This window comes from Reyranella soli (assembly GCF_007992495.1).
Classification (GTDB): Bacteria; Pseudomonadota; Alphaproteobacteria; order Reyranellales; family Reyranellaceae; genus Reyranella; species Reyranella soli.
Genome location: NZ_BKAJ01000094.1, coordinates 1 through 22,548, shown reverse-complemented (window position 1 = coordinate 22,548; position 22,548 = coordinate 1). Strand labels below are relative to the sequence as shown.

At 66.1% G+C, this 22,548-nt stretch carries 24 protein-coding genes and 1 pseudogene; 16 read left to right on the top strand and 9 right to left on the bottom strand.

Annotation, left to right across the window (positions count from 1 at the left end; genetic code table 11):
* Positions 1 to 14 precede the first annotated feature (14 nt).
* From RSO01_RS26295 to RSO01_RS26285, 3 genes are all read left to right on the top strand, one after another.
* On the top strand, positions 15 to 1,703 hold the full coding sequence (locus RSO01_RS26295; RefSeq protein WP_147153035.1) for a long-chain-fatty-acid--CoA ligase: 1,689 nt from the start codon (positions 15 to 17) through the stop codon (positions 1,701 to 1,703).
* Between the two features lie 73 nt (positions 1,704 to 1,776).
* The gene (locus RSO01_RS26290; protein ID WP_147153033.1) at positions 1,777 to 2,403 is read left to right on the top strand and encodes a hypothetical protein; all 627 of its coding nucleotides are present in this window, start codon (positions 1,777 to 1,779) and stop codon (positions 2,401 to 2,403) included.
* Positions 2,404 to 2,416: 13 nt separating this feature from the next.
* Complete coding sequence (locus RSO01_RS26285) at positions 2,417 to 2,836, top strand: hypothetical protein (RefSeq protein ID WP_147153031.1); 420 nt, start codon at positions 2,417 to 2,419, stop codon at positions 2,834 to 2,836.
* A 161-nt stretch (positions 2,837 to 2,997) separates the two neighbouring features.
* Here the strand turns inward: RSO01_RS26285 and RSO01_RS26280 are convergent, their stop codons facing one another.
* On the bottom strand, positions 2,998 to 3,972 hold the full coding sequence (locus tag RSO01_RS26280; protein WP_147153029.1) for a Bug family tripartite tricarboxylate transporter substrate binding protein: 975 nt from the start codon (positions 3,970 to 3,972) through the stop codon (positions 2,998 to 3,000).
* 111 nt (positions 3,973 to 4,083) lie between these two features.
* On the opposite strand from RSO01_RS26280, the pseudogene RSO01_RS26275 reads away from it, so the two are divergent.
* Both RSO01_RS26275 and RSO01_RS47540 read left to right on the top strand, forming a co-directional pair.
* Positions 4,084 to 4,260: pseudogene (locus tag RSO01_RS26275) on the top strand (glutamate--tRNA ligase family protein); the annotation flags it as partial.
* A gap of 44 nt (positions 4,261 to 4,304) precedes the next feature.
* Positions 4,305 to 4,547 carry a hypothetical protein gene (locus RSO01_RS47540; protein ID WP_170303368.1) on the top strand — a complete coding sequence of 81 codons (243 nt, stop codon included), beginning with the start codon at positions 4,305 to 4,307 and terminating at the stop codon, positions 4,545 to 4,547.
* On the opposite strand, the gene RSO01_RS26270 is transcribed toward RSO01_RS47540, so the two are convergent.
* Positions 4,528 to 5,094 (bottom strand): TMEM165/GDT1 family protein, encoded by a 567-nt coding sequence (locus tag RSO01_RS26270; RefSeq protein ID WP_147153027.1) that lies wholly within the window; start codon positions 5,092 to 5,094, stop codon positions 4,528 to 4,530. The two genes, RSO01_RS47540 and RSO01_RS26270, sit on opposite strands and share 20 nt — an antisense overlap.
* A 166-nt stretch (positions 5,095 to 5,260) precedes the next feature.
* Here RSO01_RS26270 and cysS point away from each other — a divergent pair, with 166 nt between their 5' ends.
* Positions 5,261 to 6,592 (top strand): cysteine--tRNA ligase, encoded by a 1,332-nt coding sequence (gene cysS / locus RSO01_RS26265; protein WP_147153024.1) that lies wholly within the window; start codon positions 5,261 to 5,263, stop codon positions 6,590 to 6,592.
* 69 nt (positions 6,593 to 6,661) lie between these two features.
* On the opposite strand, the gene RSO01_RS26260 is transcribed toward cysS, so the two are convergent.
* Entirely contained in the window at positions 6,662 to 6,976 is a 315-nt protein-coding gene (locus RSO01_RS26260; RefSeq protein ID WP_147153022.1) for a putative quinol monooxygenase, read from the bottom strand.
* An 11-nt stretch (positions 6,977 to 6,987) separates the two neighbouring features.
* Positions 6,988 to 7,764 carry a thioesterase family protein gene (locus tag RSO01_RS26255; protein ID WP_147153020.1) on the bottom strand — a complete coding sequence of 259 codons (777 nt, stop codon included), beginning with the start codon at positions 7,762 to 7,764 and terminating at the stop codon, positions 6,988 to 6,990.
* Positions 7,765 to 7,882: 118 nt separating this feature from the next.
* On the opposite strand from RSO01_RS26255, the gene RSO01_RS26250 reads away from it, so the two are divergent.
* The 7 genes from RSO01_RS26250 (at position 7,883) to RSO01_RS26220 (ending at position 12,032) form a co-directional block, all read left to right on the top strand.
* On the top strand, positions 7,883 to 8,239 hold the full coding sequence (locus tag RSO01_RS26250; RefSeq protein WP_147153018.1) for an ArsR/SmtB family transcription factor: 357 nt from the start codon (positions 7,883 to 7,885) through the stop codon (positions 8,237 to 8,239).
* On the top strand, positions 8,217 to 8,684 hold the full coding sequence (locus tag RSO01_RS26245; protein ID WP_147153016.1) for an SRPBCC family protein: 468 nt from the start codon (positions 8,217 to 8,219) through the stop codon (positions 8,682 to 8,684). Before RSO01_RS26250 ends, RSO01_RS26245 begins: the two co-directional genes overlap by 23 nt.
* A gap of 17 nt (positions 8,685 to 8,701) precedes the next feature.
* Complete coding sequence (locus tag RSO01_RS26240; RefSeq protein ID WP_147153014.1) at positions 8,702 to 9,403, top strand: DUF899 domain-containing protein; 702 nt, start codon at positions 8,702 to 8,704, stop codon at positions 9,401 to 9,403.
* A gap of 17 nt (positions 9,404 to 9,420) precedes the next feature.
* Entirely contained in the window at positions 9,421 to 10,041 is a 621-nt protein-coding gene (locus RSO01_RS26235; RefSeq protein ID WP_147153012.1) for a glutathione S-transferase family protein, read from the top strand.
* A 114-nt stretch (positions 10,042 to 10,155) separates the two neighbouring features.
* Positions 10,156 to 10,440 carry a DUF427 domain-containing protein gene (locus RSO01_RS26230; protein WP_147153010.1) on the top strand — a complete coding sequence of 95 codons (285 nt, stop codon included), beginning with the start codon at positions 10,156 to 10,158 and terminating at the stop codon, positions 10,438 to 10,440.
* A gap of 53 nt (positions 10,441 to 10,493) precedes the next feature.
* The gene (locus RSO01_RS26225; protein WP_218037462.1) at positions 10,494 to 11,210 is read left to right on the top strand and encodes a glutathione S-transferase family protein; all 717 of its coding nucleotides are present in this window, start codon (positions 10,494 to 10,496) and stop codon (positions 11,208 to 11,210) included.
* Positions 11,211 to 11,399: 189 nt separating this feature from the next.
* Positions 11,400 to 12,032 (top strand): MlaC/ttg2D family ABC transporter substrate-binding protein, encoded by a 633-nt coding sequence (locus tag RSO01_RS26220; protein ID WP_170303371.1) that lies wholly within the window; start codon positions 11,400 to 11,402, stop codon positions 12,030 to 12,032.
* 3 nt (positions 12,033 to 12,035) lie between these two features.
* Here RSO01_RS26220 and RSO01_RS26215 read toward each other — a convergent pair whose 3' ends face one another.
* Positions 12,036 to 14,639 (bottom strand): MMPL family transporter, encoded by a 2,604-nt coding sequence (locus tag RSO01_RS26215; RefSeq protein WP_147153108.1) that lies wholly within the window; start codon positions 14,637 to 14,639, stop codon positions 12,036 to 12,038.
* Between the two features lie 119 nt (positions 14,640 to 14,758).
* On the opposite strand from RSO01_RS26215, the gene RSO01_RS26210 reads away from it, so the two are divergent.
* Positions 14,759 to 15,706, top strand: coding sequence for a DUF459 domain-containing protein (locus tag RSO01_RS26210; RefSeq protein WP_174825956.1), 948 nt, complete (start codon positions 14,759 to 14,761; stop codon positions 15,704 to 15,706).
* Between the two features lie 156 nt (positions 15,707 to 15,862).
* Here RSO01_RS26210 and RSO01_RS26205 read toward each other — a convergent pair whose 3' ends face one another.
* From RSO01_RS26205 to RSO01_RS26195, 3 genes are all read right to left on the bottom strand, one after another.
* Positions 15,863 to 16,426, bottom strand: coding sequence for a hypothetical protein (locus RSO01_RS26205; protein WP_170303370.1), 564 nt, complete (start codon positions 16,424 to 16,426; stop codon positions 15,863 to 15,865).
* 106 nt (positions 16,427 to 16,532) lie between these two features.
* Complete coding sequence (locus tag RSO01_RS26200) at positions 16,533 to 17,312, bottom strand: alpha/beta fold hydrolase (RefSeq protein WP_170303369.1); 780 nt, start codon at positions 17,310 to 17,312, stop codon at positions 16,533 to 16,535.
* A gap of 5 nt (positions 17,313 to 17,317) precedes the next feature.
* Positions 17,318 to 18,589 (bottom strand): LLM class flavin-dependent oxidoreductase, encoded by a 1,272-nt coding sequence (locus RSO01_RS26195; protein WP_147153001.1) that lies wholly within the window; start codon positions 18,587 to 18,589, stop codon positions 17,318 to 17,320.
* Positions 18,590 to 18,802: 213 nt separating this feature from the next.
* Here RSO01_RS26195 and ccrA point away from each other — a divergent pair, with 213 nt between their 5' ends.
* Positions 18,803 to 20,092 (top strand): crotonyl-CoA carboxylase/reductase, encoded by a 1,290-nt coding sequence (gene ccrA, locus RSO01_RS26190; RefSeq protein ID WP_147152999.1) that lies wholly within the window; start codon positions 18,803 to 18,805, stop codon positions 20,090 to 20,092.
* Positions 20,092 to 21,726, top strand: a complete 1,635-nt coding sequence (locus tag RSO01_RS26185; RefSeq protein ID WP_147152997.1) for an acyl-CoA dehydrogenase family protein — start codon at positions 20,092 to 20,094, stop codon at positions 21,724 to 21,726. The genes ccrA and RSO01_RS26185 overlap by 1 nt, the downstream gene beginning before the upstream one ends.
* Positions 21,727 to 21,813: 87 nt before the next feature.
* On the opposite strand, the gene RSO01_RS26180 is transcribed toward RSO01_RS26185, so the two are convergent.
* Positions 21,814 to 22,464: a glutathione S-transferase family protein gene (locus RSO01_RS26180; RefSeq protein WP_147152995.1), complete on the bottom strand. Its 651-nt coding sequence runs from the start codon at positions 22,462 to 22,464 to the stop codon at positions 21,814 to 21,816.
* Positions 22,465 to 22,548 lie beyond the last annotated feature (84 nt).

The following is a 22,548-nucleotide window of genomic DNA, read 5'->3' as shown; positions in this document are numbered from 1 at the left end:
TTGCGGGGAAACGCATGGATCGGTTCTGGTTGAAAAGCTATCCGCCAGGAGTGCCGTCGGATATCGATCCGTCGGTCTATCCCAGCGTCGTGGCGCTGCTCGAGGAGAGCTTCACCAGGTTTCGCGACCAGCGCGCCTATGTCTGCATGGACAAGGCCATCACCTTCGGCGACGTCGACACGCTGTCCCTGGCGCTGGCGTCATGGCTGCAGGACAAGGGCCTGCGGAAGGGCACGCGCGTGGCGATCATGATGCCCAACGTGCTGCAGTATCCGGTGGCGCTGGCCGCCGTGCTGCGCGCCGGCCTGATCGCCGTCAACGTCAATCCGCTCTACACCGCGCGCGAGCTCGCGCACCAGCTGAAGGACTCCGGCGCCGAGGCCGTGATCGTGCTGGAGAATTTCGCCAGCACCTTGCAGAAGGCGCTGGACGGCACCGCCGTGAAGCACATCGTCGTCGCTTCGATGGGCGACCTTCTGGGCTTCCCCAAGGGCCTGATCGTGAACTTCGTCGTGCGCACCATGCGCAAGATGGTGCCGGCCTTCTCGCTGCCCGGTCACACCAAATTCAATGACGCCTTATCGGCCGGCCGTTCGATGGCCTTCGCGCGTCCCGACATCGGACCGGGCGACGTGGCGGTGCTGCAATACACCGGCGGCACCACCGGCATCGCCAAGGGTGCCACGCTGCTCCATCACACCATCGTCGCCAACCTGCTGGCATCGGAAGCGTGGATGCAGCCGGGGCTCAAGCGCAAGAACCTCACCGGCCAGTTCACCATCGTCTGCGCCCTGCCGCTCTATCACGTCTTCGCCTTCATCGCCTGCGGCCTGCTGGGCATGCGGACCGGGGCGCTCAACATCCTGATCCCCAACCCGCGCGACATGAAGGGCACGATCGCCGAGCTCGCCAAGTACAAGATCAACATCTTCCCGGGCGTGAACACGCTGTTCAACGGCCTCGCCAACCAACCCGACTTCGCCAAGCTCGACTTCTCGCAGCTCGCCATCTCCAACGGCGGCGGCATGGCGGTGCAGGAGGCGGTGGCGAAGAAATGGCTCGCCATCACCGGCTGCCCCATCGTCGAGGGCTACGGCCTCAGCGAAACCTCGGCCGGCGTCACCTGCAATCCCACGGACTCCGAGGAATACACCGGCACGATCGGCCTGCCGCTGCCCAACGTCGAGATCAAGATCCTCGACGACCACGGCAAGGAGGTAGCGTTGGGCGAGGCCGGCGAGATCGCGATCAAAGGTCCGCAGGTCATGCAAGGCTACTGGCAGCGCCCCGACGAGACGGCGCTGGTCATGACGCCCGACGGCTTCTTCAAGTCGGGCGACGTCGGCGCGATGGATGTGCGCGGCTACATCAAGATCGTGGATCGCAAGAAGGACATGATCGTGGTCTCGGGCTTCAAGGTCTTCCCCAACGAGATCGAAGGCGTGGTGGCAAGCCATCCCGGCGTGCTGGAGTGTGCGGCCATCGGCGTGCCCGACGCAGGCTCGGGCGAGGCCGTCATGCTGTTCGTGGTGAAAAAGGATGCAGCACTCACCAAGGATGCGCTGCAGGCGTGGTGCGCCCAGCAGTTCACCGGCTACAAGCGGCCCAAGTACATCGAGTTCCGTGACGAGCTGCCCAAGACCAATGTCGGCAAGATCCTGCGCCGTGAACTGCGCGACAGCATGCTGAAGAAAGCCGCCTGAATTAGGCACGGTCCCTGCAACCTCACATGTCTCGTCACGTTCCACGGGAGCGATTTTCCCCGAGGAGGGTGCGATGACGCCAATCAAGCTCATGGCCGTGGCTGCGATCGGCCTGTCGGCCGCCGCCTGCGGCTATTCCAGTACGACCACCGCGACCGCCCCACCGCCTGCGGCGGTGGTTGTGCCGGCCGGCACTGTGGTCGTGGCCAACAGCTCGCAACAGGCCTGCGTGGATTACGGCTTCACCCCGGGCACGGCGTCGTACGATCGCTGCGTGCGGCTGGAAGCGGATGCCCGTGCCCGCGGCCGCGCCTCGATGGCCTACAGCCAGGCGAACCTGGCCAGCGACGCCCAGATGGCCTGCTCGTCCTACGGCCTGTCGCGCGGCTCCATGAGCTACGACCGCTGCGTCGGCCGCGAGATCGACGCCCGCCGTTACCGCCAGGAGGCGACGGTGACCACCTATTCAACGGCGCCGGCCCCGGTGGCCGCGACCACGACCTACTACTCGCCGAGCCCCGGGACGACCGTCTATACGACCACGGCGCCGGTCTCGACGACCACCGTGGTGCCGGCTGCAACAACCCCGCCGGCCGGCGTTCAGGCCTTCCGCGACGAGTACGGTTTCCGGTATGATGGCCAGGGGAACCGGGTCGACGCCCGCGGTAACATTATTAGCCCGCAGTCGACCCAACCCTAAGTTAGGGGGCGCGATGGCTGCGAGATGGGTGATGGCGGCAACGCTGGGACTGGCGATTGCAGGATGTAATCCGCTGCCGCGGCCTGACTATGTCGACGTCCAACAGCCGGCTTCGTATCGCACGGAGGCGGGTGGGGTCCGGGTCGACAACGCCGACTACAAGCTCGACAACCAGGGCTACCGCGTCAACCAGGACGGCGAACGCATCGGCTTGATCGACGTGCCGGCGAAGACCGAGGGCGAGAGTTCCAACGCCGTCGCCGGCTACTACATCAGCACCACCGGTGCGGTGGCGCCGGGCCGCGTCGCCTCGACCAGCGACATCACGGCGATGCCCAACCCGTCCAACCTGCCGACGCCCAGCCAAATGCCGCAGCAGGCGCCGATCACGCCGTCGCCCGGCAACGTGCCGCCGCCGCCGGGCTATCGCTGATTTGGGAGCGCGGGCCCCTGCCTTCGCCGAAGCGAAGCCGCTTCGGCTTCGCGCAGGCAGGTCCGGCCCGCTCATGCTCTTGCCGGAGCGCGGACCTCCAGGTCCGCTCATGATCATGATGCGGACCTGGAGGTCTGCGCTCCCAGAAGACGCCCCCAGCGCTACTCCAGCTTGATGCCCGCGGCCTTGATCACCGGCGCCCATTTGTTGAGCTCGCCCTGGATGAACTTGGCCGTGCGCTCGGGCGTGGTGTCGGGCGTCGGGACGGCCGCGATGTCCTCCAGGAACTTGATGGTGGCGGGATCGGCCATGACCTTGCGCGTGGCCTGGTCGAGCGTGTCGACGACGTTCTTCGGCGTCCCGGCCGGCCCGAGGAACAGGTTGAAGGTATAGGCCTCGAAGCCCGGCACGCCGGCCTCGATCATGGTCGGGATCTCCGGCGCGATCGCCGCGCGCTTCTGGTGGGCGAAGGCCAGGATGCGCACCTTCCCGGCCTTGTGATGCTGCAGCATCGTGCTGAAGGTCTCGAACATCCACGCGACGTTGCCGGGAAGCAGGTCCTGGATCGCCGGGCCGGAGCCGCGATAGGGCACGTGCACGACGTCCATGCCGCCAACCTCGCGTTTGAAGTACTCGGAGGTGAGGTGAAGGATGCTGCCGGTGCCCGACGTCGCGTAGGAGTACTTGCCCGGGTTCTTCTTCATCAGCTCGACCAGGCCCTGGACAGTGTCCGGCATCGACGGATGCACGACCAGCACCAGCGGATTGACGCAGACCGACGAGATCGGCGTGAAGTCCTTGATCGGATCGTACGGCACCTTGGTCATCGCCGTCGGCAGGATGGCGTGGGTCGACGACGTCGCGAACAGCAGGTTGTAGCCGTCGGGCTTGGCGGTCTTGATCTCGTTGGCGCCGATGACGCCGGCGCCGCCCGCCTTGTTCTCGACGATCATCGTCTGGCCGATCACCGGGGTCATCTTGTCGGCGACCATGCGGCCGATGATGTCGGTCGGGCCGGCCGGCGCGAACGGCACGACCAGTCGCACGGTGCGCTCGGGGTACTTGTCCTGCGCGCGCGCGAGCGACGGCGCCGCAAGCGCGCCCGCGCCCACGGCCAACAGATGGCGACGTTTCATTTCTTGTTTCCTCCCTGATACGGCTTGTTCCGTTTTTCCCTGTTCTCCCGGCCCGGACACTAGCCGAGGCCGCTTGACCCGCCAACGCCCCCTCGCCACGAGTCGGCCCGCATGGCCTCACATCCCGTTGTCCGTTTTGCGCCCAGCCCGACCGGGCTTCTGCACGTGGGGAACGTGCGTACGGCGCTGTTCAATTGGCTCTCTGCGCGGCGCCACGGCGGCACCTTCATCCTGCGCCTCGACGACGCCGACCTGCAGCGCAGCAAGCCCGAGTACGAAGCCGCGATCGAGCGCAGACCTGGGCCGAGATCGTCGATGGCCCGCTGGCGCCGGTGCTCGAGGACCCGAGCTTCCTCGGCGAGGCCGCGTCGCGCCTGCCGCCCGAGCCGTGGGGCGAGACGACGTGGAAGGAGTGGACCGCGGCGGTCTCAGCGGCGACTCAGCGCAAGGGGCGGGCGCTGTTCCATCCGCTCAGGCTCGCCCTCACCGCGCGAGATCGGCCGGAGATGGCGAAGCTCCTGCCGCTGATCCGCCGCACCAAGGTGGCGGCGCGACTCAGCGGGCAGCAGGCATAAGGATCGCGGCCACACCCAACGCCACGAACAGCAGCGCCGCGACGATGCGCACGATGTGGAGTGGCAGGCGCTTGGCGATGGCATCTCCGAACAGCACGACCGGCGCGTTGGCGATCAGCATGCCGAAGGTGGTGCCGAGGGTGACGACGGCCAGCGACTGAAAGCGGGCGGCCAGCGCCACCGTGGCGATCTGCGTCTTGTCGCCGATCTCGACCAGGAAGAAGGCGACCAAGGTTGCGAGGAAGGCGCCGGCCTTGCGCGGCGCCTGCGGGCCCTCGTCGGCCTTGTCGGGGATCAGGCACCAGCCCGCCATGACGATGAAGGTGGCGGCCAGCACCCAGCGCATCGTGTCGGGCCCGACCCAGGCCGCGACCGCAGCGCCGATCCAGGCGGCGAGCGCGTGGTTGGCCAACGTGGCGCAGAGGATGCCGAGGATGATCGGCACCGGCCTGCGGTACCGTGCGGCCAGCATCAGGGCGAGGAGCTGCGTCTTGTCGCCGATCTCGGCGACGGCAACGAGAGCTGTGGATACGAAAAACGCTTCCATTGGCGCGCATTTGCACAGAAAGAACGGGTCGGATAAGCTACCGTAATGTCGCTGTTTCTATTCCCCGGCGCGGTATCTGCGCGATGTATCTGAAGTCTGGGCCCATCCCTTCATGAGGGGCGGGTGCATTTAGGCTTCGTACAAACTTGATCGGGGAGTAGGGACCATGTCCCTCGTCATCTACAACACGCTGTCGCGCGAAAAAGAACCTTTCGCACCCATCGATGCAGGGCATGTGCGGATGTATGTCTGCGGCCCGACGGTCTACGACTACGTTCATATCGGCAATGCGCGGCCCGTCGTGGCCTTCGACGTGCTCTATCGCCTGTTGAAGCGGCGCTATCCGCGCGTCACCTACGTGCGCAACATCACCGACATCGACGACCGCATCATGGTGCGCGCGGCCGACAACAAGGAAAGTATCGAGGCGCTGACCACGCGCACCGGCGACGCCTACAAGAGCGACATGCGCCGGCTGGGGGCGCTCGCCCCCGACTTCGAGCCGCGGGCGACCGAGTACGTCGAGCCGATGATCGACATGATCGAACGACTGATCGCCCGGGGCCATGCCTATGCCGCCGAGGGCCATGTGCTGTTCAGCGTGCCGAGCATGAGCGAGTACGGCCGCCTGTCGCGCCATACTCGCGACGAGCTGGTGGCGGGCGCTCGCGTCGACGTGGCGCCCTACAAGAAGGATCCCGCCGACTTCGTGCTGTGGAAGCCGTCGACGCCGCAGCAGCCGGGCTGGGACAGTCCGTGGGGCCGCGGCCGGCCGGGCTGGCACATCGAGTGCTCGGCCATGAGCGGCAAGCTTTTAGGCGAGACCTTCGACATCCATGCCGGCGGCCTCGACCTCATCTTCCCGCACCACGAGAACGAGATCGCGCAGAGCCGCTGTGCCTTCGGTCACGGCATCATGGCGACGTACTGGATGCACAACGGCTTCCTGAACATCTCCGGCGAGAAGATGAGCAAGTCGCTCGGCAACTTCTTCACCGTGCACGAGCTGTTGGACCAGTATCCCGGCGAGGTGATCCGCCTGCTGCTGCTGTCGGCGCACTATCGCCAGCCGCTCGACTTCACGCACGAGGGCTTGGTCCAGGCCAAGGCCACCCTCGATCGCTGGTACGGCGCGCTGCGCGGCAAGGATGTGCAGGCGGCGCCGGCCGTGCCGCAATCGGTCGAGGATGCCCTGTCCGACGACATCAACACGCCGCTTGCGATCAGCGCCATCCATCAACTCGGCGATCCCGCCGAGCTGCGCGCCGGTGCGAACGCGCTCGGCCTGCTGCAGCAGGACGCCGAGGCATGGTTCCGCTGGACGCCGGCCGGCTCGTCCGGCCCGACCGACGCCGAGATCGAGGCGGCGATCACGGCCCGTCAGGCCGCGCGCAAGGCGAAGGACTTCAAGGAGTCCGACCGCATCCGCGACGACCTCAAGGCCAAGGGCGTGATCCTCGAGGACGGGCCCAAGGGCACGACCTGGAAGCGAGGGTAAAGCTGTCGTCCTGAGCGTAGCGAAGGACCTCATCGCCGCTTGCTACCAGCATGAGATCCTTCGCTTCGCTCAGGATGACGAAGAAGGCATCTTTCGTTCGGGGCCGAGCTCGTAGCACTTCACCGTCACCGACACCGGCCTGAGCTCGCGCAGGCCCTTCAGGAACGCCGCCATGTGCGGCGTGGCGAAGTGATCTTTCAGCGCCTGCTCGTCATGCCACAGCTCGCGCACGCGCATCAGGTCGGGCTCGAGCATGTCGACGGCATAGTCGTAGCCCCCACAGCCGGCCTCGGCGCGCGATGCCTCGATCATCGGCCGCGCCACGGCACGCACCTTGTCCATCTGTGACGCATCGAACCTTGCCTCGGCGAGCACGACCAGCATGGCAACCTCCTTCAGCGTTTCTCGAACAGCACGCTCTGCACGGCGCGGCCGAAATAGCCGTCGCGGTCGGCCAGTCGCGCGGCGGCGATGCCGATCGAATCGGGTCCGGCCCAGGTCTCGGCGTCCAACAGGACCCATTCACCCACCGGCTCGCGCGCCAGGCTGAGCGTGAGGTCGCCGTTGATGAAGGTCCATTTGGTGAAGTCGAGCACGGCCGACGTGCCGTTGCAGAAATCGGCGGCGATGGCCGCGCGCATCAGGGGCGACAAGGGCGCGCCGTCGACGATCGGCCGCGTCGCGCGATACCACACTGCCGCCGGGCCAGGCGTGCGGAACGAGCCCTTGGCCACTCGCATCTCCAGCCCCGACAGGAAGGGCGTATGCGACAGGCCGCTCTCCGTCGGATCGTGGCTGTCCTCGGGACTCTTGATGTCGATCGGCGGCCACGGCGCCTCGACCGGCAGCACCTGCTCCAGCCGCCGCACGCGCAGCACCGTGGCGCGCACCACTTCTGTGCCGTTGGCCAGCAGCTTCACCGACACGAGCTGGATCTTGCGGCCCTCGCGCAGCAGCTCGGTCTCGATGGTGAGCGGCGCCACCGGCACCGGCCGCATCAGGTCGACGGTGAGCCGCGCCACGCGCATCGGCGCGGGCGCCGGCAGGCGCTCGACCGCCCAGCAGATCAGCGAGGAGGGCGCCGCACCGTGCTGCAGCTTGGGATCCCACGGCCCACCGGCGAAGGCGCTGGTATCGGCGGTCGCGCCATCGACGCGGTAGATCGGCTCCATTCCATCAACTCCGTACGGGCGGGGCGGCCTTCATAGGGTCCCGGCCGGCTGGCGGCAATGACATCGCGGGGAATGGGCTTGACGAAGGTTGGTTTTGTATTTAACAAGTATGTTAAATATGGATACGCTCTCCCAGACCTTCTCGGCGCTTGCCGATCCCACCCGCCGCGCCATCTTGGCCAGGCTCGCCATCGGTGCGGCCACGGTGGGCGAGCTCGCCGAGCCGTTCGACATGTCGCTGCCCGCGGTGTCGCGGCATCTCAGGGTGCTGACTGACGCCGGCCTGATCGAGCGCCACACCGAGGCGCAATGGCGGCGCTGCGAATTGCGCGCCGAGGGCCTGCGCGCCGCCGCCGACTGGATCGAGGAATACCGCCGCTTCTGGGAACAGCAGTTCGACAGGCTCGAGGCCTACCTCAAGCGCACGGCACCGCAACCGAAGGGAAAGAGCGATGGTCGCAAGCGCCGCTCCTGACGACCTCACGCTGGTCATGACCCACACGTTCGATGCTGCACCCGAGCGCGTCTTCGCGGCGTGGACCGATCCCGATCAGTTCATGCAGTGGTTCGGCCCGCACGGCATGACGAACACGCACTGCCGCTTCGACCTGCGCGTCGGCGGTCAATGGGAACTGACGGGCGAGGGGCTCGGCACCACGCGCGCGGTCTCGGGCAAGTATCTCGCCATCGATCCGCCTCGGCTCCTCTCCTTCACCTGGGCGTGGCACGAGACCGGCTCGCTGGACACGCCGCGCGAGCACGAGACGACGGTGACGCTGCAGTTCCGGCCGGTCGGCAAGCGCACGGAGCTCACGCTCACCCAGACCCGCTTCCGCGACGGCGGCGGCACCATGCGTCATCACTGGGGCTGGACCGGATCGTTCGAGAAGCTCGACGCCTTCCTGTCCCGCGCCGCCTGAACCAGAGGAGGAGTGCCATGTCCGATCCGCGCATCGTCTCCCATGAGGAATGGCTGAAGGCCCAGCGGGCCCATCTTGTGCGTGAAAAGGAGCTGACGCGTCTGCGCGACCAGCTCGCCGCGGAGCGTCGCGCGTTGCCCTGGGAGAGTGTCGAGAAAACCTACAGCTTCGAGGGGCCGGAAGGCCGGTGCAGCCTGGCCGACCTCTTCTGTGGCCTCGGCCAGCTCCTGGTCTATCACTTCATGCTCGGGCCCGACTGGAAGGAAGGGTGCCCGAGCTGCTCCTTCTGGGCCGACAACTACAACGGCGTCGACGTCCATCTGGCGCATCGCGACACCGCGCTGGTCGCGGTCTCGCGCGCGCCGGTCAGCCAGATCGAGGCCTACCGCAAGCGCATGGGCTGGACGTTCCGCTGGGTGTCGTCGCTCGGCAGCGACTTCAACTACGACTACGCCGTGTCGTTCGATCCGGCGAAGCGGGTCGAGGGAGCACCCAACTACAATTTCGGCACGTCGGCGTTCGGCGGCGAGGAAGCGCCAGGGGTCAGCGTGTTCCGCCGCGGCGCCGACGGCGCCGTCTATCACACCTATTCGACCTACGGCCGCGGCCTCGAGATGGTGAACGGCACCTATCACATGCTCGATCTCACCTCGAAGGGGCGGGACGAGCGCGGGCTGCCCTGGCCGATGGCCTGGGTTCGACGTCACGACCAGTACTGAGGAAGAAGGAGGGGACTATGGCTGACATCAAGGTCTACGGCGTACCGCCCAGCAGCTTCACCCGTACGGTGCGGCTGGCCTGTCACGAGAAGGGCATCGACTACGAGCTGGTGCCGACGTTCCCGGGACAGATGGGCGCGCTCAACCCGTTCCAGAAGATCCCGGCGATCACGCACGGCGATCTGACGCTTTTCGAATCGACCGCCATCCTGCGCTACTTCGACCGCACTTTCCCCGGCCCCAAGCTGTGGCCGACGGATTCTCGGCAGGCCGCCCTGTGCGACCAGTATGTGAGCGCGGTCTGCGATTCCCTGGTCAACTCGGCACTGCGCTACCTCGCCAACCATTTCGGCTTCCTGCCGGTGCCGCAGGAGATGGCCGACAAGTATCTCGCCAAGGCGAAAGAGGTCGTGCCGGTGTTCGACCGCCGGCTCGGCGAAAGCCGCTACTTGGCCGGCGACAGCCTGACCGCGGCCGACCTGTTCCTGGCGCCGATCGCGTTCAATTTCCCGGCCGTCCCCGGGTTGAAGGAGATCGGCGAGGCGTCGCCCAACATCGACCGCTGGATGCGCGAGATGAGCACCCGGCCGAGCATGCAGGCCACGGCGCCGGAGCCGATCGCTGCCCGAGCTGCCTGAATACCGGCGGCCTGAAACCGGCGGCCTCAAAACCAGCGGGCTCAAAACCGCTTGAAAGCCCGGCTCGCGTCCTCACCTAATAGCGGCAAATCTCACCAATAGAGGACGCGACCGATGACCAAGGCAACCTGGCGCGGCAAGACCATCGCCGAGAGCGACAGCACCGTGGAAGTAGGCGGCTACATCTACTTCCCGCGCGATACGGTGCGCATGGACCTGCTCAAGAGCACGCCCAAGACGCCGCGCGATCTCGAATGTCCGCACGGCGTGCAGTTCTATGACGTCGTCGATGGCGACACGAAGAGCCTACGCGCGGCGTGGTCTTACGAGGCGCCTCAGGCCAAGATGCAGCCGGTCGATCACTGGATCGGCTTCTGGGAAGACGTAGACGTCCGCTAGATGCCCTTCGAATATGTGAGTGTCGACGAGGCGATCGCGCGCAGGGATGGCGCATGGTCGTGGTCGGCGGCATCCCGAGCCCATGGGGCGAAGCCGCCAAGGGTATCCTGCACATCAAAGGCATCGATTGGACGGCAGTGCGGCTCGTCTACGACAGCGAGCCGCTCAAGGACTGGGCCGGCCAGCGCTCCGGCCCGGTCGCGATCTACGATGATGACAAGCCGCGCGCGGGGTGGGCCGAGATCCTGCTGCTGGCCGAGCGCCTGGCGCCGACGCCAGCGCTGCTGCCGAAGGATCCGGCCGAGCGCGCGCTCGTCTTCGGCCTCGCCCATGAGATCTGCGGCGAGGAAGGGCTCGGTTGGACGCGCCGCCTGCAGCTGATCCACGCAGGCTTGCAGGGTGCCGGCGGTTTTTTGCCGCGCGTCGCTGGGTATCTTGCCAAGAAATACGGCCACAGCCCTGAAACCGGCCGTGCTGCTGGCGCGCGCCTCATCGAGCTGCTCGGGATGCTGGCGGCGCGGCTCAAGGCGCAGAAGACGGCGGGCAGCCGCTACTATGTCGGCAATGCCTTGACGGCGGTCGACATCTACAGCGCGACCTTCATGGCGCTGTTCGCGCCTCTGCCGCACGAGCAGTGTGCGATGGACGCAGGCTCGCGCACCGCCTTGGAGACGCTCGACGCGGCGACCGCTGCGGCGCTCGACCCGATGCTGCTCGAGCATCGGGACATGATGTACAGGGAGCGGCTGGTGCTGCCGCTGTCGCTCTGACCAAAAAATGCCGGCAGCGATGTCTCGTCGGAGCCGCCTTTAAGCCCCAATTGCGGCACAGTTTTTGAGCAGTGTTGCTGACAGCGCACACCAGGGCGTAAAAGTGCCGCGCCTACTTGTCCCCATGCGGCGGTGAGCTAAATGATTCTGACCATGCCGCGGTCAGCAATTACTCGCAAGGAGAGATCAGTGTCGTCGTTCGTCCGCCGTCGAAGCGTACTGCGTTTGGCCACTGGCGCAGCCGCCATCGCGCTCACCGGCCCCGGCCTTGCCGTCATGGCGTCCAGGCAGGCGGCGGCCGAACAGGATCCTGCGGTCCAGCTCGTCCAAAGGGCGGCGGATCAGGGGATCGAAGTCGCCAGGGCCAACGCCGGCGCAGCACGCGAGGCCGGCATCCGGCGCGTGCTCGAGTCCTATTTTGATCTCGCCTACATGGGCCGCTCGACGCTCGGCAGCTATTGGGACAAGACCACTCCCGAGCAACGCCAGCGCTTCCTCAAGGCCTCGGCAAGCGTGGAGGCGCGCTCCTATGCCGAGCGCTTCGGTCAATACCGCGGCCAGACGATCGCGGTCGGCCGCATCACCCCCCGGGGAAACGGCGTGTCCGTCGTCGACAGCAAGCTCACCCAGAACAGCGGTGATCCGCTCAGTGTCCAATGGGAGGTACGCAACGAAGGCCAGGGCCCGCGCATCGTCGACGTCAGGACCGAGGGCGTCAGCATGACCATGACCAGGCGGGCGGATTTCGTTTCCTACATCCGCAATCACGGCGGCCAAGTCGAAGCGCTGATCGACGAACTGGAAGCCCGCGCGAAGCGCTGACCTCTAAGCTGTTGCCGCGATCGTCCGGACCGGCGGCTGCGCCAGCAGCGCCGGCCGGAACAGCAGAGTGACGAGCAGCTCCCAGCCCAACGAGATCATCAGCAGCCGGCCCATGCTGGCGGTGCCGGGATGGCTCGACAGCCAAAGCGCGCCAAAGGCCGTGGCCGTCGTCATTGCGCTGAACACGACGGCGCGCATCAGACTCGATTGCAGCATGGCCGTCTCGCCGGCGCGCCAGGCGAGCACGAAGTAGATGTTGAAGGCGACGCCGATGCCGAACAGCAGCGGCAAGGCAATGATGTTGGTGAAATTCAGCGGCAGGTCGAGGGCCGCGCAGGTGGCGAACGTCAGAAGGCCGCTCAGCATGACGGGTAGCATGGTGAGCACGACGTCGCGCGTTCGGCGCAGCATGACGACCAGCAGCAGCGTAATGGCCACGAACGAGTAGCCCCCGGCCTGCAGGAAGGCATGGACGACGCTCTCGCCCGATGCGGCGGTGGTTATCGGCCAACCGGTCGCATCTGGCACAACGGACTGGACTGCCTGCGCGAAGCGCCGAAGCGATGCGTCGTCGTGATCGTCCCTCGGCAGGACCAGCAGCCGGGCGCGCCCATCGACGGCGGCCCAGTCGCCAATGAGCTCCTTTGGCAGGGTCTCGATGGAGATCGGGCGGGCTTTCAACTCGGCGCGCACCTGGTCGAGCATGATCTTGAGCGGCGTCACCACGGCCGCCGCCGCGGCAGTGCGAACCTGCGGCGTGGCGGCCTTCAGTTGATCGAGCACGTCGGCCAGGCGGCGCGCCGCGGCGGCCGCGGCCGCGTCCGGGCTATGTTCCGCCGCTTGCCGCAGCGAGATTGCCGTCGCCCCGAGTCGCTGCTGCAGCTCTGCGTCCGTTGCCGGCTGGGCGGGCTCCACGTTGAGCACAGGCTCGACCACATCCACGGCATCGCCGATCAGCACCAGCTTTTCCTGCTGGTTCTCGGGCACGAAGCTGTTGAGGCTGACGACGCGGGACACTTCCGGCAGCTCGGCCAGGCGGCGCGCGAGCGGCACCGCGTCGGCAAGCGACGGCACCAGAATATTGATGGCGTCGATGCTCCAGTTGCGATCGTACTGCATGTCGTGCAGCGTCGCCATCGACTCGACCCTGGGACTCTTCATGTTGAGCGGGTTGTAGTCGAAACGCAGCAGCGGCAGCAGCGCCGCGGCTGCGACTGCGGCAACCAGCGCCACGACGAGCACGGCGCGGCGATGGCGATGCACGAGATCGTCGACCGGCGCCAGCATGGTGAAGCCGACCTCCTTCATCCCGGCTTGCGGTGCGCGCAGCAGGGTCAGGACTGTCGGCAGCAGGACAATGGTCAGCGTGAAGGCGACGATCATGCCGAGCCCGGCGATGGTCCCTAGCTCGGCCACGCCGAGGTAGCTGGTCGGCAGAAAGGCGAAGAAGCCCACGCCGATGGCTGCGGCCGACAAGGCCAGTGCCTTGCCGATGGCCGTGCCGGTCGCCGCGAGCGCGGCCTCCAGGCTCGGCCGGACGAGCCGCTCGGCAAGAGCTCGCACGCTGAACTGGATGCTGAAGTCGACGCCGAGCCCGACGAACAGCGGGATGAAGGCGACGGAGATCAGGTTGAAGCGACCGACGGCCAGCAGGCCGATCGCCGCCGTGATGATCAGGCCGATCACGGTGGTGCAGATGATCGCAATCGTGATGCGCGTCGAGCGGACCGCCAGCCAGAGGATGCCGATCAGCGCCGCGGCCATGGCGCCCGTGATCAGGCCGGCATCGTCGGCGAGCGAGGCGAACTCCTCGTCTGCCAACGGCACCTGCCCGGTGAGGCGCACGGTGACGCCATGAGCGGGATCCAGATTGAGCGATCGCGCCAGCGCGCGAATGGCGTCGCTCGCGCCCTGGCCCGGCTGCAGCTGACCATAGTCCATCTCGGGCTGGACGAGGATGAGCCGTCGCGTGTCGCCGAGATCGGGTGTGTCGCCGGTGACTAGCGTACGCCAGGAAAAGTAGGCCGGCTGTCCGGCCACAGCCTTCTCGAATGTTCCCGCCAGCGCCTTGAGCTGGGGCTCGATGTCCTTGAGCTTCACGTCGCCGGCATCAACGCCCAGCAGGGTGACGTTGAGCATCTTCATCGCCCCGGCCAGGCTGGGATCGGCGGCCAGCGCCGACAGCAGCGGCTGCACCTTGATCAGGGCGTCCGTCACCGACCGGACATCGTCCATGGACAACAGGAGCAGGCCGTTGCGCTCGAAGAACCGGCCGCCGTCCGGCTGGCGTACATTGTGGAAAAGATCGGGTCGCTGTTGCAGCGCCGATGCGAGCCGCTTGGCCCCGTCATCGGCAAGCTCCGGCGTCGCGCCGTCGACCACGATCATGGTCAGGTTCAGCAGTTGCGGGAAGGCCTTGTCGAACTCGATCACGCGCTTGCGCCATTCCAGCTTGGGCGAGATAAGCTGACCGGTCTCGGCCGTCATGGCGAAGTTCTGGGCGAGGTAGACGAGGGCCGCCGCCGTCGCCGCGAGCGTGGCAAGCAGAACGATCAGCGAATGCCGGATGCTGACCGCGACGATACGACCGACCAGCGAAGTGCCCATGGACAAGAAGCGCCTCGAGATTGATGCGAAGACTGGCAAAACACCACTAGGCATTCGCGCCGACTTTGCAACCCCATGCCTTTTGGTGGTTCCGACGCGATGGACAAAACAGGGGATTCGTGGCCATCAATACGCGCAGCGACGGGGGCTTGCCTGTTATGAAAATCGGATCCCTAGAGCATCGAGATGCTTTCTGCTCGCACTTTGCGAGAACCTATCTCGACTATGATCCAGAGACGCTGCCCTGGCCTGTCCTGGACGAGGCGGCATTGCACCGCCTCCGGCAGGTGCCCTTCTGGGAGGACGTTTATTATTTCGAGCGACGTGCCGGCGCGATCGTCGCGGCCTTCACCGAAACCGTCGCCGATCCGGTCCTGAAGGAGGCGCTGGCCCTGCAGGGCCGGGAGGAGACCCGGCATGCGAATCTGATCCGCGTGATGGTGGAGAAATACGGCCTCGACGCCCCGGAGCGGCCGATCGAGGACCTCGGCGCGGACATCGAAACCAGCTTCAAGGATTTCGGCTTCGGTGAATGTTTCGATTCGTTCGTGGGTTTCGGCCTGTTCAAGATCGCGTGGCAATCGGAATTCCTGCCGCGGGAGATCATGCAGATCTTCTCGATGTTGATGTACGAGGAGACGCGCCACATCGTCTTCTTCATCAACTGGATGGCCTATACGGAAGCCCACAAGGGCTGGCTCGCACGGACGGTCTCGCCGCTGGTGACCCTGCGCTACTACGTGCGGGCGGTGCACAACAAGATCAGCTTTGCGCGTCGTGGCCAGCAGGTCGACGACGGCAAGAGCCTGGCGGCCCTCCAGGTCAGCATGTTCCTCGACGGCTTCAATTTCCGGCGCTTCCTCGAAGATTGCTACGCCGAGAACAGCCGGCGCATGAACGTCTTCGATCCGGAATTGCTGCGTCCCAGCTTCCTGCCGCAACTGACGGCCGTCGCCCTCAAGGCGCTGCGCCTGTGGGGCCGACGGGCAGAGCTGGAAACCAAGCCAGGCCCGTTACCGCCCCTCTACGGCGCGCAGCCTGCGGCCACGCAGCGGCCGGAAGGCTGATAGTCTTCCAGCCCACACGCGTCTCACGCGAGATCGTCGAGCGATCCCTGACCTGTCACCCCGAGCGTAGCGCGGGGCCTTTGAGGCCACGGGAAAGGTCCCTCGCTACGCTCGGGATGACAGCCGAGGCGTAGCAGGCCCTTGTGATTCCAGGGACTAGTTGGCCGGCGAGACCGCCGTCACCATCAGCGGCGTCGTCAGGCCGATCACCACATCGCCGACCTTGATCTTCTTCAGCATGTCCTGCTTGGCGATGGTGTTGGCCTTGTAGGTACGCACCGCGCCGCCGTCGCCCTCGATCACCGACACGGTGTTGTTGGGCAGGTCGACCGCCGTCACCGTCAGCGTGAAGCGGCCAGCTTCGATATCGGTCTTGTTCGGCTTGACGTTCATCTGGTCGCGGCGCGCTTCCTTGGAACCCGGGCCCTTCTGGCGCAGGTTCAGCATGGTCACGATCTGGCTGTAGGTCACGTTGGCCGTCGAGCCGTCGGCGATGTTGGCAAGGTTGCCCGCATTCGGGCTGACCGGCAGGACAAGGACCTGGCCGTCGGGCGTGGTGAAGGCGATCGTCCGATCGTCGGGATCGACCGTCTCGACCTTGACGCGCTGGGTGACCGTATCGCTGAAGGCCACGCCCTCGCGCGGCACAGCCGTCACCTGGGCCGACGCAGGCAGGATCGTCCCCACCGCCAGCACCGCCGCAACCAGCGAAACGCTCATCGAACGGATTTTCATCGCCCTCTACCTCGCAAAACCCTAACGCGCCGGACAATAGCGATCCGAACCGCCGACGCAACCTCGAAGCCGCCCCTAAAAACGAACGTGATCAGGCAAAATGTGCAAGAACGGCGCGGGCGACGGCGTCGGGCTGGTCGAGGTAGGCGAGATGGCCGGCATCGGCCACCGTCTGCACCCGGGTCGAGCCGTTGATGCCGGTGGCGAACTTTTTCGCATAGCTCGGCGGCAGCACGGCGTCGCGCTCGCCCCACAGGATCAGGGTCGGCGCCGCGATCAGGCCAAGCCGCTTCTCCAGCCGCGTGTTGCCGAGCGGCCAGAAGGCGCGCGCGGCGGCCTCCGAGGCGCGTGTCATCTCGATCGGCCATTCGACCGAGTTGGCACCTTCGGGCGGCGCCACCAGCTCAGTCCACTTGGCGCCGTCGGCGCACATGAGGGCCGGCACGTTGTCCCGGCGCTGCGCCCAGGGATCGGCGGCCGGCTCCTTGTCGTCGAACAGCCCGAAGGGCGCGATCAGGCAGAGCTTGCGCACATGAGCGGGGAAAATCGCCGCCATCTCGGCCGCGAAGGCGCCGCCCACCGAGGCGCCTAGAAGGTCGGCGCCGGCCAGGCCGCTCTTGTCGATGAGCTGGCGCACCGCCAGAACCCAGTCGAGATGCGTGTCGAGCTCGGTATGGCCGGTCGCGCCGGGATAGCCCGGCAGCGATGGCGCGATCACGGTGCGCGTCTCGGCCAGCCGGTCGAGGAAGGGCAGCCAGCGCGGCAGGCCGCCCAGTCCGGCGAGGAAGCCGAGCTTGGGGCCGCTGCCCTTGGTCCAGACGCGGCAGGGGAAACCGTTGATCTCGACGGTGGTCGTCTTCAGCTCTGACACGACGGCTACTCCGCGGCGAGCTGTGGGGCGAAGGCGGGAACGGCCGCGCGCTGGCCCCTGGCCATCGGCTTCGGCCACCACTTGTCTTCCCATTCGCCGAACAGGTCCTTCACCTTTGGCATCACCTTCTCGGCGAACAAGCGCGTGTTGTACTTGGTGACGTCCTTGCTCATGTTGCCGTACTGCAGCAGCAGCATCAGGTGGCCGACATTGAGGCTGGTGCCGACATGGCGAATCTGCTCGACGACCTCGTCGGGCGATCCGATCAGCACGTAACCGCCGTCGACGATGTCCTTCATGTTGGTGGCCTTGAGCGCCGCCTTGGTCGAGGGATTGGCGAGGTTGGCGGCTTTGGTCATCATGCCTTCGATGCCGGCGCGCTGCGTCGCTTCCGTCGTGTAGCCCGGCGGCAATGCGAAGCGCGGATCGACGTGCAGGCAGCGGCCGTAAAAGTACTCGGCCGGCTCGGTGTAGAGATCGAGCGCCTGCTGGCGGCTTTCGGCGACACCGACGAACTGCAGGAAGCCCGCGCGGTACGGATTGCGATCCTTGCCGAGCTTGGACATCTCGTTCCAGAAGCCCTGCATTGTCGTGAGTCCGGCCTTGTAGCCGTAGTACGAGAGATAGCAGTAGACGTAGTCCATCTCCGCGCACCACCGCCACGTCTCGATCGAGCCGCCGCCCGGGATCCAGATCGGCGGATGCGGATCGTTCTGGATCGGCCGCGGCCAGATGTTGACGTAACGTTGCTGGTTGTAGCGGCCGGAGAAGGCGAAGGTCTCCTTCTCGGTCCATGCCTTCTTCACGAGGTCGTGCGCCTCGTAGTAGCGCTCGCGCAAGCTGCTCGGGTTCTGGCCATACGCGTAGCAGGTGTCCATCGGTGAGCCGACCGGGAAGCCCGCGATCAGCCGTCCGCCCGAGATGCAGTCGATCATCGCGAACTCTTCGGCGACGCGCGTCGGCGGATTGTAGAGCGCCAGCGAATTGCCCATGACGCAGAGCGCGGTGTCCGTCGTGCGGCGCGCCAGCGACGAGGCGATCAGGTTGGGCGAGGGCATCAACCCGTAGCCGTTGGAATGGTGCTCGTTCACGCAGACGGCGTCGAAGCCCACCTCAGCGGCGTATTCGAGCTCGTCCATGAAGTCGTTGTACATATGGTGCGCCCGGCGTGGGTCGAACAGCGACGAATGGATATCGACCCACACCGAGGGATGCTTCTTGTTGAAGTCGTCTGGAAGCTCCGTGTACGGCATCAGGTGGAACCACATGAGCTTCATTGGTTTCCTCCGCAGACTCGGGACCGTCAGGTGAATGACCGTTCACCTACCTCGAAAATGGGCCGAGTCGACGTCCTGCGCAATCTGTGACTTCCGCAGGATGGGGGTAATTTTATTGTTTTTCCCTGTGACTTTTTGGAACCTATCGTAATTTGTGCGTTGCACTCTCGCTATCGCAGCAATACCTTCGCCGCACTGCGAGAGGAGTCATCCATGTCCGTTGTCGCCTTCCCGACGCGTGAGCATCCGACGGCCAACCAGCCGAAGAAGGATCTCTACGAGATCGGCGAGATCCCGCCGCTCGGTCATGTGCCGAAGAACATGTACGCCTGGGTGATCCGGCGCGACCGGCACGGTCCGCCCGAGCAGTCCATGCAACTCGAGGTCGTACCGACGCACACGATCGGCGAGGACGAGGTGCTGGTTCTCGTGATGGCGGCGGGCGTCAACTACAACGGAGTCTGGGCCGGCCTCGGCCTGCCGATCTCTCCCTTCGATGTCCACAAGCAGCCCTTCCACATCGCGGGCTCGGATGCCTCGGGCATCGTCTGGGCGGTCGGCGCCAAGGTGAAGCGCTGGAAGGTCGGCGACGAGGTCGTCATCCACTGTAACCAGGACGACGGCGACGACGAGGAGTGCAACGGCGGCGATCCGATGTTCTCCACCAGCCAGCGTATCTGGGGCTACGAGACGCCGGACGGCTCGTTCGCGCAGTTCTGCAAGGTACAGGCGCGCCAGCTCATGAAGCGCGCGCAGCATCTCACCTGGGAGGAGAGCGCGTCGTACACGCTGACCCTCGCCACCGCGTACCGCATGCTGTTCGGCCATCGTCCGCACATCCTGCGGCCCGGCCACAATGTGCTGGTGTGGGGTGCGGCGGGCGGCATCGGCTCGATGGCCGTGCAGCTCATCGCCACGGCGGGCGCCAACGCGATCGGCGTGATCTCCGATCCGTCGAAGACCGACTTCGTGATGCAGCTCGGCGCCAAGGGCGTCATCAACCGCAACGACTTCGACTGCTGGGGCCAGCTGCCGGATGTCGACGACCAGAAGAACTACGCCGAGTACATGAAGAAGGTGCGCAAGTTCGGCGCGGCGATCTGGGAGATCACCGGCAAGGGCAACGACGTCGACTTCGTGTTCGAGCATCCCGGCGAGCAGACCTTCCCGGTGTCGTGCAACATCGTGAAGCGCGGCGGCATGGTGGTCTTCTGCGCCGGCACCACCGGCTACAACCTCACCATGGATGCCCGCTTCGTGTGGATGCGCCAGAAGCGCATCCAGGGCAGCCACTTCGCCAACCTGCTGCAGGCCAGCCAGGCCAACCAGCTGGTGATCGAGCGTCGCATCGATCCCTGCATGAGCGAGGTCTTCGAGTGGGCCGACATCCCCAAGGCCCACACCAAGATGTGGAAGAACCAGCACAAGCCCGGGAACATGGCCGTGCTGGTCTCGGCCAAGCGGCCGGGCCTGCGCACCCTCGAAGACGCGCTGGACGACTGATGCTGCTGGACAATCTGCTCGGCCTCGCCTCCGAAGCGGAGCGCGACGCCGAGGCGTACGAGGTCGCCGCGCGCGAAGCGGTGCGCGGCCTGGTGGCTCCCAAAGGCAAGGTCGATCCGAAGATCCTGGAGCGCGAGCAGTTCGCCGCGCACGGCTTCGCCTGGATCGCGACCTATGTCGCAGCCCTGCGCCAGATGCGGCACTGGGCGGAACAGGGCAGCAAGGGCGAGCTCGAGCTGCTGATGCTTCAGTCGGCGTTCGGCGAGTATCTCGCCCAGCTTTCCGGCGGCATCGCCATCAGCCAGGTCGAGATCGTGCGACCGGGCGATCTCGGTCTCGACGCGGCGCCGCTCGATACGCCCGCCGTCCGCAAGTTGATCGCAGGCAACACCGCCGCGGTCCGCATGCGCATCGCCGAGCTGATCACGGACGGCCTCGACACCGGCAACTTCGGCGCCCTGGAGCTGGGCGACGAGGCATTGGAAGAGGTGCGCCGCCAGTTCCGCCGCTTCGTCGACGGCGAGGTGGCGCCGCATGCCCACGACTGGCACCTGAAGGATGAGCTGATCCCGCTGCCGGTCGTCGAGAAGATGGCCGAGTTGGGCGTGTTCGGCCTGACCGTCCCGGAAGAGTGGGGCGGACTGGGCATGGGTAAGCTCGCCATGTGCGTCGTCACCGAGGAACTGTCGCGCGGCTATATCGGCGTCGGCTCGCTCGGCACGCGCTCGGAGATCGCGGCCGAGCTGATCCGTTCGGGCGGCACCGAGGCGCAGAAGAAGAAGTACCTCAGCCGCATCGCCTCGGGCGAGCTGCTGCCGACGGCAGTGTTCACCGAGCCCAACACCGGCTCGGACCTGGCGAGTCTCAGGACCCGCGCCGTGCTGGAGGGCGACGTCTACAGGATCCAGGGCAATAAAACCTGGATCACCCACGCCGCCCGCGCCGATATCATGACCTTGTTGGCGAGGAGCGACTCGTCAAAGCCCGGTTACCAGGGCCTGTCGATGTTTCTGGCGGAGAAGCCGCGCGGCACCGAGACCGATCCGTTTCCGGCCAAGGGCATGAGCGGCGGCGAGATCCGCGTGCTGGGCTATCGCGGCATGAAGGAATACGAGATCGGCTTCGACGGCTTCGAGGTCCCCGCCGCCAACCTTCTGGGCGAGAAGGAAGGTCAGGGTTTCAAGCAGCTCATGGCGACCTTCGAGAGCGCCCGCATCCAGACGGCGGCGCGCGCCGTCGGCGTGGCGCAGAACGCGCTCGAGCTGGGCCTGCGCTACGCCAAGGAGCGCATCCAGTTCGCCAAGCCGCTCTATGCCTTCCCGCGGGTCGCCGGCAAGATCGCCTGGATGGCCGTTGAGACCATGATCGCCCGCCAGCTGACCTACTTTGCCGCCCGCGAGAAGGACAGCGACCGCCGCTGCGACATCGAGGCCGGCATGGCGAAGCTGCTGGCCGCCCGCGTCGCCTGGAGCAACGCCGACAATGCGCTGCAGATCCACGGCGGCAACGGCTACGCCATGGAATACCCGGTGAGCCGTGTCCTCTGCGACGCCCGCATCCTCAACATCTTCGAGGGCGCGGCGGAGATCCAGGCGCAGGTCGTGTGCCGCGGGTTGATCGAAGGCAGGAACTAATCAAAGTCCTCCGGACCGCGAGCCTCCGGCTCGCTCATGAATCATGAGCGAGCCGGAGGCTCGCGGTCCGGAGGACGAAGACCATGATCAGCCGGTCGATGCGGCGGTGAATACCGCTAACTGAGCGGCGAAAGCACGCTTGTATGCGGGTCGCGCTTCGCCGCGGGCGACATAGGCGGTGAGGTTCGGATATTCGTCCAGCATGCCTGAGCCTTCCAGTCTGCGCAGCACTGTCACCATAAGGAGGTCGCCGGCGCTGAACCCGCCGTCGAGCCAGTCGGCATCACCAAGCCTACGAGAAAGCTGGTCGAGTCGGTTGCGGACGCGATCGTCGAGCATGGGCAGGTGCTCGCCGTACCAGCTCTTGTCGCGCTCCATGTACGCGGCCATTTCGCGATCGACGATCGGCTGCTCCATCGTGCTGAGCGCGGCAAATATCCAGGTGATCGCGCGCGCCCGGGCTTTCGCATCGTCCGGCAGCAGGCCCGGATGGTGCTCCGCGATGTGGAACACGATTGCCCCCGATTCGAACAGGGCGAGATCACCTTCTTCATAGGTCGGGATCTGCCCGAAAGGATGAAGCGCGAGATGCGCGGGTTCCTTCATCGCCTCGAACGAAAGAAGACGAACGTCGTAAGGCTGGCCGACTTCTTCGAGTGCCCAGCGTACGCCCATGTCACGCGCCAGACCCCTGCCGCGATCGGGCGACCGCTCAAAGGCGGTGATCGTAATGGTCATTGCTGTTCTCCATAGCTCGTCCGTCTTGAAGACGATTGGCCAAGCGAGATTCCGACACCGCGCCTAATCATTTTCTTCCGGTCC

Coding starts and splice junctions, on each gene's coding strand:
- RSO01_RS26245 (WP_147153016.1), top strand. CDS start 8,217: ATGGTCGCAAGCGCCGCTCCTGACGACCTCACGCTGGTCATGACCCAC.
- RSO01_RS26180 (WP_147152995.1), bottom strand. CDS start 22,464: ATGACCATTACGATCACCGCCTTTGAGCGGTCGCCCGATCGCGGCAGG.
- RSO01_RS26235 (WP_147153012.1), top strand. CDS start 9,421: ATGGCTGACATCAAGGTCTACGGCGTACCGCCCAGCAGCTTCACCCGT.
- RSO01_RS26250 (WP_147153018.1), top strand. CDS start 7,883: ATGGATACGCTCTCCCAGACCTTCTCGGCGCTTGCCGATCCCACCCGC.
- RSO01_RS26280 (WP_147153029.1), bottom strand. CDS start 3,972: ATGAAACGTCGCCATCTGTTGGCCGTGGGCGCGGGCGCGCTTGCGGCG.
- RSO01_RS26225 (WP_218037462.1), top strand. CDS start 10,494: ATGGTCGTGGTCGGCGGCATCCCGAGCCCATGGGGCGAAGCCGCCAAG.
- cysS (WP_147153024.1), top strand. CDS start 5,261: ATGTCCCTCGTCATCTACAACACGCTGTCGCGCGAAAAAGAACCTTTC.
- RSO01_RS26215 (WP_147153108.1), bottom strand. CDS start 14,639: ATGGGCACTTCGCTGGTCGGTCGTATCGTCGCGGTCAGCATCCGGCAT.
- RSO01_RS26270 (WP_147153027.1), bottom strand. CDS start 5,094: ATGGAAGCGTTTTTCGTATCCACAGCTCTCGTTGCCGTCGCCGAGATC.
- RSO01_RS26205 (WP_170303370.1), bottom strand. CDS start 16,426: ATGAGCGTTTCGCTGGTTGCGGCGGTGCTGGCGGTGGGGACGATCCTG.
- RSO01_RS26295 (WP_147153035.1), top strand. CDS start 15: ATGGATCGGTTCTGGTTGAAAAGCTATCCGCCAGGAGTGCCGTCGGAT.
- RSO01_RS26230 (WP_147153010.1), top strand. CDS start 10,156: ATGACCAAGGCAACCTGGCGCGGCAAGACCATCGCCGAGAGCGACAGC.
- RSO01_RS26185 (WP_147152997.1), top strand. CDS start 20,092: ATGCTGCTGGACAATCTGCTCGGCCTCGCCTCCGAAGCGGAGCGCGAC.
- RSO01_RS26255 (WP_147153020.1), bottom strand. CDS start 7,764: ATGGAGCCGATCTACCGCGTCGATGGCGCGACCGCCGATACCAGCGCC.
- RSO01_RS26290 (WP_147153033.1), top strand. CDS start 1,777: ATGACGCCAATCAAGCTCATGGCCGTGGCTGCGATCGGCCTGTCGGCC.
- RSO01_RS26285 (WP_147153031.1), top strand. CDS start 2,417: ATGGCTGCGAGATGGGTGATGGCGGCAACGCTGGGACTGGCGATTGCA.
- RSO01_RS26240 (WP_147153014.1), top strand. CDS start 8,702: ATGTCCGATCCGCGCATCGTCTCCCATGAGGAATGGCTGAAGGCCCAG.
- RSO01_RS26260 (WP_147153022.1), bottom strand. CDS start 6,976: ATGCTGGTCGTGCTCGCCGAGGCAAGGTTCGATGCGTCACAGATGGAC.
- ccrA (WP_147152999.1), top strand. CDS start 18,803: ATGTCCGTTGTCGCCTTCCCGACGCGTGAGCATCCGACGGCCAACCAG.
- RSO01_RS26195 (WP_147153001.1), bottom strand. CDS start 18,589: ATGAAGCTCATGTGGTTCCACCTGATGCCGTACACGGAGCTTCCAGAC.